Source organism: Streptomyces sp. NPDC004838 (genome assembly GCF_053600955.1).
In genome coordinates, this window is record NZ_JBSGAW010000021.1 from 60,132 (window position 1) to 72,492 (window position 12,361).

Sequence of the window (12,361 nt, forward strand, 5' to 3'; positions counted from 1 at the left end):
GAGACGTGACCTCCTCCTTCGCCCCCGACTCGCTGGTCCTGAACCGCAAGCTGCCGCTGTGGTACCAGGTCTCGCAGTCGCTGCGCGCCTCCATACTCGGCCGGACGCCCGAGGCGTCGCTGCGGCTGCCCACCGAGGAGCAGCTCGCCGCCCACTACGGCGTGAGCGTGCTGACCATGCGGCAGGCCCTCAAGGAACTGGAGGAGGAGGGGCTGATCAGCCGGCACCGGCGGCGCGGGACCTTCATCGAACCGGGCGCGCGCCGGGGTGCGCCGAGGCGGCTGCTCGGTTCGATCGACGCGATCGTGGCCCAGCAGTCGGGCGAGCGGACGACGATCCTGGGGTACGGCCCCGAGCCGGTCCCCGTCGAACTCGCCGAGCACTTCACGGACGTCGCCGAGATCGTGACGTACCGCAGGCTGCGGTGCGACGGCGAGAGCGGCGAACCCACCAACTGGGCCGAGAACGCGGTCCGTCCGGAGATCGCCGCCCGGCTGGACCTGGCGGATCTCGCGCGCTGGCCGATGACGAAGGTGCTCCGGGACTCGATCGGCGTACGGATCAGCAGGATCACGGACACCGTCGAGGCGCGGCTCGCGGACCCTCGGACGGCACAACTGCTCCAGGTGCCGCTGCTCAGCCCGATCCTGCACTACACGGGCGTCACCTACGACGCGGCGGGCAACGTCGTGGACGTGGCGCGCATCCGGTACCGGGGGGACCGGTTCTCCTTCTCGGTCACCGTCGACGCGGAGTGAGGGTGGAGTGAGAGACAGGCCGGCGTCGGGGAGGATGTCCCCATGCCGATGCTCGACGACCTGATGCCCTGGGGTGTGCGCCCGCTGAGGCTGGGGCGTCCGTGGGTGATGGCCCCGGACGCCGGATCGCTGATCGCGCGCTGGGACGCGGTGGTCGGGGCCGAGGGCTCCGGGCGGGAGGCTCTGTTCGGCAGCACCCGCGCGCGCACGCCCCGCACCGCGGTGGGGCGGCTGCCCGGCCAGACCTCGGGGACGGGGCGGTTCGCCCATGAGGACGGCCGGTGCCCCGCTCCCGTACGGATGCTGCACGGCCCCTTCGACCGGCAGTGGATCATTCCGGACCACCGGCTGATCGACGCGGCCCGTCCGGAGCTGTGGCGGGTCGCCGACGAACGGCAGGTGTTCCTCGTCGAGCGGGGCGCGACCCCCTCCGGCACGCCCGACTCGGAGACGCGCCCCGCCGTCGTCGCCTCCGCGCTGCTCCCGGACGGCTACTCCCCCGCCGGCCGGCCATGCCTGATCCGCCCGCTCTACCGCAGGCCCGGTGGCGTCGAGCCGAATCTCGCACCGGGACTGGAGGCGGCGCTGGAGAAGCGGTACGGAGCGGGTGTCGACGCCGAAGCCGTGCTCGCCTGGATCGTGGCCGCGGCCCGGCCCTCGCCGTCGGGCTGTGCCGTTCCGCTGCCCGCCGACCCGGCGGTGTGGTCCACGGGAGTGGAGCTGGGACGGCGTCTGCTGGAGATCCAGCTCCGGGGCGCGCGCGGCGGTGACCGGCCGAGGCTGCCGGGTGGCCGTCGGCCGTATGTGCGGACCGCCGTTCCGACGCGGCCCGGCACGATCTCGTACGACGCGGACGAGGAGACGCTGTGCCTGGGTGAGGGGCGTATCTCCCCGGTGCCGGCCGGGGCGTGGGACTTCCGGGTCGGCGGCGTACGGATTCTCCGGCTGTGGTTCGAGCGCCGTACGGCGCCCGCCGAGCCGGGAACCCTCGCGGCGATCGGGCCGTCCGCCTGGCCGCAGGAGTGGACCTCGGACCTCCTCGAACTGATCACGGTGCTCGCGCTGCTCGCCGAACTGACCGACCGCCAATCGGAGTTGAAGGGGTATCCGGAGATCGGCGAGCTGCCCGGCGTCCTGCCGCCGCCCGGCGCGTCGCGCCGCCCCGCGTCCGTCTTCGACCACCACGAGGAGGGGCCGGACGGCCAGTTCGCGCTGCTGTGAGCGCCCTCGGTGGACGCGTGACGTGAACGCCTGACGTGCGCGTCCGACGTGCGCGTCGGCCTGAGCGCCCGGTGCGAGCGCGCGCCGTGGGCGGGGGGCGGAGGCGTCCTCCGGGCCAGCGGCAGATGACAAATGTCCCCTACACGGGGTAAGTACCGCACCATGCGCACTCAGCCACTGCCCCTCGACGGGGTCACCGTCGTCGCCGTCGAGCAGGCCGTCTCCGCCCCCTTCGCCACCCGTCAGCTCGCCGACCTCGGCGCCCGTGTCATCAAGGTCGAGCGCCCGGACGGCGGCGACTTCGCACGGGGTTACGACACCGCCGCGCGCGGGCTCGCCTCGCACTTCGTATGGTGCAACCGGGGCAAGGAGTCCATCGCCGTCGATCTCAAGGATCCGCGCGGCCGGGACATCGTGCGGAGGCTGATCGCGGACGCCGATGTGTTCGTGCAGAATCTGGCCCAGGGCGCCGCCGCCCGGCTCGGTCTGGACGCCGGGACCCTGTGCGCGGAGCATCCGCGCCTGATCGCCGTGGACATCTCCGGATACGGCGCGGACGGCCCCTACTCCGACAAACGGGCGTACGACATGCTCGTGCAGTGCGAGGCGGGGCTGGTGTCGGTGACGGGCACCGCCGAGCGGCCGGTGAAGGCGGGCATTCCGGCGGCCGACATCTCGGCGGCCATGTACGCGTTCTCCGGGGTGCTGGCGGCGCTGCTGCGGCGGGGCGTCACGGGTCGGGGCGGACCGGTGGAGATCTCGATGCTGGAGTCGCTGGCCGAGTGGATGGGGCATCCGCTCCACCACGGGATGCACGGCGGCGAGCCCCCGGAGCGCACGGGTGTGGCGCATGCCGTGATCGCTCCGTACGACGCGTACGCCACCGCCGACGGGGGGCAGGTGCTGCTGGCGGTGCAGAACGACCGGGAGTGGCGGCGCCTGGCCGAACAGGTCCTCGGCCGCCCCGAGCTGGGCTCCGATCCGCTCTTCGCGACGAACACGGCCCGTACGGCGAATCGCGCGAGGACGGACGCGGCGGTGGGCGCGGCGCTGGAGGGGCTCACCACCGAGAACGCGGTCGCCCGGCTGGAGGCGGCGGGCATCGCCTGCGCGCGGCTCAACACCGTGACGGATGTGGCCGCGCATCCGCAGCTCGCGGCGCGCGACCGCTGGCGGGAGGTGGACTCGCCGGCCGGGCCGCTGCGGGCGCTGCTGCCCCCGATCACCCTCCCGGGCGGTCCGCAGACTCCCATGGGCCGGGTCCCGGCGTTGGGCGAGCACACCGACGCCCTGCTGGCGGCCCTGGGCATGAGCGACGCGGGCACGGCCGCGCTGCGCCGGGACGGTGTGGTCGCCTGAGAGACGAGGAGGGAGGCGGGCGAACCGGGCGGAGACCTGGTGGGGACCGGGCGGAAGACCAGGTGGTGGGCCGGACGGGAGACCGGGCGGCGGGATCGCCGCCCGGAGTCTTCGTCGAGGAGCGTGATCGCCTGGGCGCGGGGCCGCACAGGCGGTGACACGTGACGCGGCACACGCGGGAGCGGTGAGCGTGCCGGCCTGACGGCAGCCGAAGGTCAGCGGCGGCTGCCGAAAAGCGTGCGACGCAGCCTCCGCAGCGGGGCGAAGAGAGAGACGCGCCCGCTCCTGCTCCGGCTCCTGTCACGGCCGTCGGTCACATCACGCGCGGTCAGCTCCAGCATCAGCGAGGTCGCCTCGACCGTCTCGCGCTGCGGGACGGCGGGACCGCCGAGCACAGCGAGATGCCTGTCGAGACGTTTGCTCGTCGCTTTGTTCCCACAGGTGATCGCAGGCACACGCGCCCTGCTCCGCACTGTTATCTGTTCCATGTCACTCCCCACCCGTACGACGCACCCGGCCCCGGGCAGGTTAACCCTATCGCCCCGCGGTGACACTCGTGTATCCCGGCCGCAGGATTCACCGCGCCGGTATCCGAGTTGACGGCGATTCGTCGAATCCAGCAGATTCCAGGGCGAGTTGGACAGTTTTGAGCCGTCACCAATCCTTCCGGCGCGCGGCCCCGAATGGCACGCGCAAGGCAACCGAACTCGTTGCTCAGATCGGACGGACGCGATGACCGCTACCAAGCAGAGCGGGTGGAGGCCGGGAAGGCCCCGGATCTTCCGGGGACGCCACAGGGGCCTCGCCGTGCTCACCTGTGGCGCGCTGGCGGCCGGGGCGCTCACCGCCGCCGGCGTGACCGTGCTCACACCGGAGGCGGCCGACGCCTCCAGTCACCGGGAGGCTCCGCTGATATCGGGGCAGCCCCAGTTCGACAACACCGATGTGTACGCGTTCGTCAGCCCCGACAAGCAGGACACGACGACGCTGGTCGCCAACTGGCTGCCCTTCTCGGAGCCCGCGGGCGGGCCGAACTTCTTCAAGTTCGCCGAGGACGCCCAGTACGACATCAACATCGACAACGACGGTGACGCCCAGGCCGACCTGGTCTACCGGTGGACGTTCACGGACCACATCAGGAACGGGGAGACGTTTCTCTACAACACCGGGCCCGTGACCAGCCTCGACGACCCGGACCTCAACGTCACGCAGACCTACGACATCGATCTGCTCCGGATGAACGGCCACCGGGTGCACTCCACGATCAAGATCGCCGATGACGCCAGGGTCGCGCCCTCCCATGTGGGCAAGGCGTCCATGCCCGAGTACGCGACCTTGCGCGATCAGGCGATCCACCGGCTGCCCAGCGGCATCACCGCGTTCGCGGGGCAGGCCGACGACCCCTTCTTCCTGGATCTGCGGGTCTTCGATCTGCTGTACGGCGGCGATCTCTCCGAGGTCGGCAACGACACCCTCAAGGGCTACAACGTCAACACCGTCGCCCTGCAGATACCGAGCCGCTATCTGCGCCAGGCCGAGGAGCAGCCGGTCATCGGCGTCTGGTCGACGACCCGGCGCAAGACGGCGAGCGGCGGGTTCGCACAGGTCTCCCGGCTGGGGATGCCGCTGGTCAACGAGGTCGTCATTCCCCTCAAGGACAAGGACAGGTTCAACGCCTCGTCGCCTTGGAACGACGCCGACTTCCTGAAGTCCGTGACCAAACCGGAGCTGCCGAAGCTGATCGAGGCCGTCTACAAGATCAAGGCCCCGGCCGAGCCGCGCGACGATCTGGTGTCGGTCTTCCTCACCGGGGTCAAGGATCTGAACCAGCCGCCCGGCGTTCGGCCGGCCGAGGCGCTGCGGCTCAACACCTCCGTCAAGCCGGCCGCCGAGCCCAAGCGGCTGGGCGTGCTCGACGGCGACAACGCCGGATTCCCCAACGGGCGCAGGCTCGGCGACGATGTGATCGATATCGCGCTCCAGGTGATGGAGGGCGAGCTGGTGGGCTCGGAGAACGACCTGGGCGACGCGGTGGACGCCAACGACCAGGAGTTCGGGGCGAACTTCCCCTATGTCGGGCTGCCGACCGCGGGTTCGCGCGGGCCGACGGCCAAGGCGGGCGACTCGCGCAACGCGCTGAACGGCGGCGCCGCGCTGTCGTCGGCTTCGGGCGACGGCGGGAACGAGACCCTGCTGATCACTTCGGTCGGCGGCGCGGTGGCCGGAGTGCTGCTGATCGGCGCGGGCCTGTCCTGGTGGCGCAGGCAGAGGCGGAGCACGGGCTACTCCTGACGGCCGTCCTTCAACCACTGTGACGGGGCGGGCGGGCCAGGGCTGCGGGGCGCCGACACCCCGTGAGGAGGCGGCCCCGGCCCGCCCATGACGGCCCGTGACATGCCTCCCGTCCGCCCGAAGGCCCGGACCCGGGTCCCGAAAGCCGGTCCCGAAAGCCAGTCCCGAAAGCCTGCCCCTGACGCTTGTCCGGCGGGCGGCCCGGCATCCCGCGACGGGCGATCCGTCGCGGCACCCGGCCCGGACGCCCTCCGGTGCCGGAACACCCGTTCCGGCAGGGCCCATCCGGGCCTCCGTCCAGCCGACAACCCGACCCGAGAGGACCGCGAGAGATGTCTCAGCAGACCGGCGAAGCCACCCGAGCACCACGGGGCGGCCCGCGGCGGCGGGTCGCCGTCGGGCTGGGAGCCGTCGGGGTGGCGCTGGCCATCAGCGCGGGGGCCGTCGTGCTGGGCGGCGGCGAAGGGGGGCCGCCGGGGCCTCGGGGTCCCGCGGGCGGTGTCGCCGGGCCCGCGGGACCCGGCCTCCGCTCGCTGGAGGCCCATCTGAAGCGGCAGCCCAAGGACGCCGAGGGCTGGGCCGCGCTCGGCACCGCGTATGTGGAGCGGTCGCGGACCTCCGGCGACCCCGGCGGCTATCCGCGCGCCGAGGACGCCTTCGAGCGGTCGCTGGGGCTCCGGCCCGGCGGCAACGACACGGCGCTGGCCGGGCGGGCCGCACTGGCCGCGGCCCGGCACGACTTTCCCGCCGCGCTCGAGGACGCCGAGGCGGCCGTCGCCGTCAACCCGTACAGCGAGCAGGCTCTCGCCGTGCGCATCGACGCGCTCGTCGAACTCGGGCGCTACGACCAGGCGCTGAGCGCCGCCGAGGAGGCCGATCTGAAGCGGCCCGGCGTCCCGGTGTTCACCCGGCTCGCGTATGTGCTCGAACTGCGCGGCGACGCCGTGGAAGCCGACCGGGTGCTGAAGCTCGCCCTGAAGTCCGCGAACGCTTCGGGGGACATCGCTTACGTGGCCACCGCGCTCGGGCAGCTCGCCTGGTCGCGGGGTGAGTACGACACCGCGCTGAAGCACTGCGCCACCGCGCTGCGGGCCGAGCCCGGAAACCTCCCGGCGCAGGAGTGCCGGGCCCGGACGCAGACCGCGCAGGGCAGGACGGCGGAGGCGATCCGGACGTACGAGAGGATCGTGGCGCGCCATCCGCTCCCCGGTCGGCTGGTGGCGCTCGGCGAACTGTACGAGGCCGCGGGGGATCAGGAGCGGGCCGACCGTCAGTACGCGCTGATCGGCACCTGGACGACGCTGGCCCGCGCGGGCGGGGTGAATCCGGATCTGGACACCGCGCTCGCCGCGGCCGACCACGGCGACCGCGCCGTCGCGCTGACGGCCGCCCGCGCCGAGTGGCAGCGGCGGCGGACCGTACACACGGCGGACGCGCTCGCCTGGGCCCTGTACCGCGCCGGAAAGCCGGAGGAAGCACTTCCGTACGCCCGGAAGGCCACGGCCACCGGCTACCGGAATGCACTCTTCCTCTACCACCGGGGTGTGATCGAGCGGGCCTCGGGCGACGGGACGGCCGCCCGCCGGACACTTACCAACGCGCTGAAGCTGAATCCCCGCTTCTCCCCGCTCGGCGCACCCGAGGCCGAGCGCGCCCTCAAGGGGCTGTCATGAGGGGGACGGAGGCCATGAGGAAAGGGAAGGGCGCCGGAAAGGGGCGGATCGTGAGGAACCGTATCGCCGTCGTAGGACTCCTCGCCGCCGGGGTGTTCCTGCTCCTCGCGGGAACGGCGGTCGCCCATCCGCTCGGGAACTTCACCGTCAACCGATACGACGGACTCGTGGTCGCCCCCGGCGAGCTGAGGGTCGACCATGTCGAGGACTTGGCCGAGATCCCCACGGCCCAGGTGGACCCCGCCGCCCACGCGCCGGAGAGGCTGCCCGCGTGGGCCCGTGCCCGGTGCGAGACAGCGGCACGGGAGGGGCGCGTCGAGGTGAACGGGCGCTCGGTGGCGCTGCGCGCGGGCGCGAGCCGCGCCGAACTGCGCCCCGGACAGGCCGGGCTGCCGACCCTGCGGGTCGAGTGCCGGCTCACGGCCCGCCTCCCGGACGGCGCGGCGGCGATCGTCTTCACGGCGGCCGGAGTCGACGGCGGCCCCGGCTGGCGGGAGATCACGGCGCGCGGCGACCGTATGACGCTCGAGAAGTCCGATGTGCCCGAGAAGTCGCTGTCCCGGCGGCTGACCGACTACCCGGAGGACCGGCTGTCCTCACCGCCCGACGCCGGGGCGGCCGGGCTGACCGCGGTCGCGGGCGGGCCCGCGCTGAGCGCGGGGGACGGCGAAGGCGGTGAGGAGAGCGGGGAAGGCGGTGCCGCGTCGGTACTCCCCCGTGGCGCGGACCGCTGGACCCAGGCCCTCACCGGACTCGTCGAGCGCCGTGAACTCACCCTCCCCTTCGCCTCCCTCGCGATCGCGATCTCCGTCGGCCTGGGCGCGATGCACGCTCTCGCGCCCGGCCACGGCAAGACGCTGATGGCCGCTGCGGCCACTGCGGGCGGGCGCGACTCCGTACGGGACGTGCTGGCGCTCGGAGCCTCGGTGACGGTCACCCATACGCTCGGGGTGTTCGCGCTGGGGGCGCTGGTGGCGGCGGGATCGGCCGCCGCGCCGTCGGTGGTCGCGTGGCTGGGGGTGGCGAGCGGCGCGCTGGTCGCGGCGGCCGGAGCCGCGCTGGTACGCAGGGCCTGGCGCCGCCGGGGCCGGACCGGCCACCTCCATCGCCACGGAAGCGGGCGCCGGCACGGGCGGGGCGAAGGGCACGGCGACGCGCCTCACGGCCACGGGCACGGGCACGGGCACGGGCGAGGCGAAGGGCACGACCACGGGCCTCACCGCCATGGCCACGCGCATGGGGAACACGGGCACGGGCACAGCCACTCGCACAGCCACGAGCGGCGGGGGCTGCGCGGCACGCTCCTCCTCGGGTTCGCGGGCGGCATGGTCCCCAGCCCCTCGGCCGTCGTGGTCCTGGTCGGCTCGGCGGCGCTCGGCCAGGCATGGTTCGGCTTCCTCCTCGTCCTCGCGTACGGAGCCGGGCTGGCGCTCACTCTCGCCGTCGCGGGCTTCGTGGTCGTGCGGGTCGGCGGGCGGTTCGCCCGGCGGCTCGCGGATCGGCGGCGGCCCGGCGGACGTCTCTTCTTCCTCGCCCGTCGCGCCGCTCCGCTCGGAACGGCGTTCGCGGTCTTCGTCCTCGGTTGCGGATTGGTGTTCAGGGGGGCCGCAGCGGCCTGGAGTTGAGCTAGCTTGGAATGGTTTCCACCGGGATTCCACGAGATGCCGTACTGCTGCTACGGATGGGGGCTCGCGTGCCCGAGAATCAACTGATAGCCGGGCGTTACCGGTTGCTGAGCCCGCTGGGCGAAGGCGGGATGGGCGTGGTGTGGCGCGCCCGTGACGAAGTGCTGGGCCGGGAGGTCGCCGTCAAGGAGGTACGGGCCCCGGCCGGGCTCGGCGCCGCGGACGAACGCCGCCTGTACCAGCGGCTGGAGCGGGAAGCATGGGCCGCGGCCCGGATCTCGCACCGCAATGTGGTGACCGTCTTCGACGTGGCCACCGAGAACGGCCGCCCCTGGATCGTCATGGAGCTGATCCGCGGGCTCTCCCTGGCCGATGTGGTGGAGTCGGAGGGTCCGCTCACCCCGCAGCGTGCCGCGCGTATCGGGGCCGAGGTGCTGGCGGCGCTGCGCGCCGCGCACGAGTCGGGCGTGCTGCACCGGGACGTCAAGCCGGGCAATGTCCTCATCGCCAACGACGGCCGGGTGGTGCTCTCCGACTTCGGCATCGCGGTGGTCGAGGGGACGTCGAATCTGACGATGACGGGCGAGCTGATCGGCTCGCCCGAGTTCCTCGCCCCCGAACGGGCCCTCGGGCGTACGCCGGGACCCGAATCGGATCTCTGGTCGCTCGGAGTGCTGCTGTACGCGGCGGTGGAGGGCATCTCCCCGTTCCGGCAGAACACTCCGCTGAGCACGCTGCGTGCCGTGGTCGACGAGGAGTTGCCGCCGCCGCGCCGGGCCGGTGAGCTGGCGCCGGTGATCGCCGGGCTGCTGCGCAAGGAGCCGTCGGAGCGGCTCTCGGCCCGGGAGGCCGAGCGGATGCTGCGGGTGGTGGGCGCGGGAGGGACCGCGCGTACGGCGGTGCCGCCGCCGGGACCGTACAGTCCGACGGTCTCCGCCCCGACGCCGACGGTCGCACCGGAACCGGGCCGGACCGCGGCGAGCCCGACCGCGCCGACGCCTATGCCGATGGGCGGTGGCCCGGCGACGGTGACGACCGGTGGGGGACGACAGCCGCGTTCGAAGCGGTCGACGGCCGCCATCGCGGCGGGGTTGGCCATGCTGCTGCTGGCCGGCGCCGGCCTGGCCTGGGCACTCGCCGACCGCGACGACGGCCGGAAGAAACAGAGCTCCAGCGCCTCCCCTCTCACGCCGAAGGCGGGCCCGTCGTCCACCCCCAGCGCCACATCCAGTGCGTCGGGCGGCGACGGCGGCGGGAGCACCACCCCCTCGAACGCCGGCGCCGATGGAGGGCGGAGCGGGAGCGGAGGCGACGGGTCCACGACCGGCGGAGGCGGCGACAACCGGCCGCAGACGGTCACGGTGCACGCCGAGGCCCGCCGGAGCGGTTACTCGGGCCGCTGCCCCTTCTCCGCGCACGAGGGCCCGGACTTCGTGGCGCGGATCACAGTGGGGCGTACGCCCGCCACCGTCGAGTACCGCTGGACGACCGAGAGCGGCGACGGTTCCGGATCCGGCTGGAAGACGCTCCGCTTCGGGTCGGGCGACGGCAGGGCGAAGACGGTCGGGCACAGCGAGCTGACGTACAAGCCGCACGAGACGCACCGCGACCGGATACGGGTGGAAGTCCGCAGTCCGGTCGAGGCGCGTTCGAACTGGGTGGCCTTCTACGTCACCTGCGAGCAGGAGCCCTCACCGGACGGTCCGACGGAGCAGGACTCCTACTCGCCGAACGCGCGGTCCGAGCAGGACTCCTACTCACCGAACGCGCGGTCCGAGCAGGACTCCTACTCACCGAACGCGCGGTCGGAACAGGACTCCTACCCGCCGAACACCGAGCCGGAGCCGGCGACGCTCAGACGTGCGAGGTGAGAACGCGCAGATAGCCCTTGGACTGGCCGGCCGCCGTGGGGTGGTACGACTCGCCGGGGTCGAGCAGGTTCACGCTGTGGAGCCAGGGCGAACCGGAGCAGATCTCGTGCCCGGCGAAGGCGGTGACGACCTCCGCGAACGTGTAGCCGTGGTCGGCCGCCCGCTTGGCGATGGCGGTGTTCAGGTGGTCCGCCGCCGCGTTGACGGCTGAACGTTCCCGCTCGCTGAGCCCGCCGGCGCAGCTGCCGCCGAGCCGGTAGAAGCGGGGGTAGCCGAGGACGACGACATCCGCCGACGGGGCCTTGGCCCTGATCGCCCGGTACACGCCGTCGAGCCGTCCGGGCAGCGTCGTGTTCACGTACGAGCGCGCCTGTTTGATCCGGTTGAGGCAGGCGGTCTCGGACTGGAGTACGCAGGTGGTCATGACATCGGAGAAGCCGGCGTCGTTGCCGCCGACGGTGAGGGAGACGAGGTCGGTGTCGGCGCTGAGGGGACCGAGCTGGCTCGCGGTGACATCACCCGTACGAGCGCCCGAGCAGGCGGTGAACGCGAACGACGAGGGTGAATTCCTGGCGGCCCAGAGCTTGGGGTAGGCGCGGGTGCTGCGCTTGCACGAGCCGCCGGCGCTGTCGTAGGCGCCGGCTCCGACGCCTGATGAGTAGGAGTCGCCCAGCGCCGCGTAGTCGAGGTCGAGGTCGTTTCCGGCGGCCTGCGCCGGGCCCGCTCCGGTGAGAGCGAGGACGGCGCCGAGGAGCAATGCGGATGAGAAGGCCGCGATTCGGGACAGTTTCATGGAACCTCCCTTTAGCAGGATCTCTGCCACAACTTTCGTAGCAGTCCGCGCGGTTGATTGAAAGTGTCCATGACAAAATCGCCGTTCCGCTTCTTGACGGAATCCCGCGCACTCAGCAGCATGCGCTCATCAGTACGAGGAACCGACACCAGGCGCCGCAGGAGCAAATCCGGTCATGCAGGGCATCAGAGACAAGCCGCGAGGAGTCGGAAATGACCTTCCGCCGCTCCTCGCCGGTGTGGCATTCGCCATATCAGGCACGGGAATCGCCTTGGCACTTACCGACGTAGATTCGCCCCTCCGCGCGCCTTTTATCCTCTTTTTTCTCTTCGTCGGACCCGCCTCCGGCCTATACGCCGCACTGGAAAAGCTTGATCCGCCGACCCGCGTCGCGGCGTCCGCCGCCGGTGCGGTCGGCATCGATCTGGCGGTCGCCGGGGCGCTTTCCGCCCTGGAGGTGTTGACCGTGGACGGCGGAGTGACCGCTATCGTGGTAGTAACCGCACTGTTGTTCCTGTGGACGGTGAGGGGAAGCCGGAACGGGCGACCCCGCATGGCCCGAGGAACGGACCGCGCCGACCGGGGTCTCAGCGAGGAGAAACCGGAACGTATCGGACCGTTTGAGCGGTTGCGGAAGACGATCAAAGAAAACCGGTCGGGACGGTCACGCAACTGACCACCAAATCGGTATCAAAAATGTAAAAACCAAGACCACGTTCCTGGGCTTGTCATACAGTCGCAAACATCAATACCGTCATACATCCGCCCG

Annotated in this window: 10 protein-coding genes; 8 read left to right on the plus strand and 2 right to left on the minus strand. The window is 72.2% G+C overall.

Annotation, left to right across the window (positions count from 1 at the left end; translation table 11 throughout):
* The first annotated feature begins 5 nt into the window (after window positions 1–5).
* The 3 genes from ACWEFL_RS23240 to ACWEFL_RS23250 all read left to right on the plus strand — a co-directional run bounded on the left by ACWEFL_RS23240 (window position 6) and on the right by ACWEFL_RS23250 (window position 3,338).
* Entirely contained in the window at window positions 6–758 is a 753-nt protein-coding gene (locus ACWEFL_RS23240) for a GntR family transcriptional regulator (RefSeq protein ID WP_451715779.1), read from the plus strand.
* Window positions 759–800: 42 nt separating this feature from the next.
* The gene (locus ACWEFL_RS23245; protein WP_451715782.1) at window positions 801–1,979 is read left to right on the plus strand and encodes a type ISP restriction/modification enzyme; all 1,179 of its coding nucleotides are present in this window, start codon (window positions 801–803) and stop codon (window positions 1,977–1,979) included.
* A gap of 162 nt (window positions 1,980–2,141) precedes the next feature.
* Entirely contained in the window at window positions 2,142–3,338 is a 1,197-nt protein-coding gene (locus ACWEFL_RS23250; protein ID WP_451715784.1) for a CaiB/BaiF CoA transferase family protein, read from the plus strand.
* A 215-nt stretch (window positions 3,339–3,553) separates the two neighbouring features.
* Here the strand turns inward: ACWEFL_RS23250 and ACWEFL_RS23255 are convergent, their stop codons facing one another.
* Entirely contained in the window at window positions 3,554–3,826 is a 273-nt protein-coding gene (locus tag ACWEFL_RS23255; protein WP_451715787.1) for a hypothetical protein, read from the minus strand.
* Window positions 3,827–4,070: 244 nt separating this feature from the next.
* Between ACWEFL_RS23255 and ACWEFL_RS23260 the strand changes: the two genes are divergently transcribed.
* The 4 genes from ACWEFL_RS23260 (at window position 4,071) to ACWEFL_RS23275 (ending at window position 10,799) form a co-directional block, all read left to right on the plus strand.
* A complete protein-coding gene (locus ACWEFL_RS23260) occupies window positions 4,071–5,630 on the plus strand; it encodes a DUF4331 domain-containing protein (protein ID WP_451715789.1) in 1,560 nt (519 codons plus the stop codon).
* A gap of 332 nt (window positions 5,631–5,962) precedes the next feature.
* Window positions 5,963–7,303: a tetratricopeptide repeat protein gene (locus ACWEFL_RS23265; protein WP_451715791.1), complete on the plus strand. Its 1,341-nt coding sequence runs from the start codon at window positions 5,963–5,965 to the stop codon at window positions 7,301–7,303.
* 14 nt (window positions 7,304–7,317) lie between these two features.
* Window positions 7,318–8,928, plus strand: coding sequence for a HoxN/HupN/NixA family nickel/cobalt transporter (locus tag ACWEFL_RS23270; RefSeq protein WP_451715794.1), 1,611 nt, complete (start codon window positions 7,318–7,320; stop codon window positions 8,926–8,928).
* A 56-nt stretch (window positions 8,929–8,984) separates the two neighbouring features.
* Window positions 8,985–10,799 (plus strand): protein kinase domain-containing protein, encoded by a 1,815-nt coding sequence (locus ACWEFL_RS23275; protein WP_451715797.1) that lies wholly within the window; start codon window positions 8,985–8,987, stop codon window positions 10,797–10,799.
* On the opposite strand, the gene ACWEFL_RS23280 is transcribed toward ACWEFL_RS23275, so the two are convergent.
* The gene (locus tag ACWEFL_RS23280; RefSeq protein ID WP_451715800.1) at window positions 10,783–11,592 is read right to left on the minus strand and encodes an SGNH/GDSL hydrolase family protein; all 810 of its coding nucleotides are present in this window, start codon (window positions 11,590–11,592) and stop codon (window positions 10,783–10,785) included. The two genes, ACWEFL_RS23275 and ACWEFL_RS23280, sit on opposite strands and share 17 nt — an antisense overlap.
* Window positions 11,593–11,767: 175 nt before the next feature.
* Between ACWEFL_RS23280 and ACWEFL_RS23285 the strand changes: the two genes are divergently transcribed.
* The gene (locus ACWEFL_RS23285) at window positions 11,768–12,268 is read left to right on the plus strand and encodes a hypothetical protein (RefSeq protein WP_451715802.1); all 501 of its coding nucleotides are present in this window, start codon (window positions 11,768–11,770) and stop codon (window positions 12,266–12,268) included.
* Window positions 12,269–12,361 lie beyond the last annotated feature (93 nt).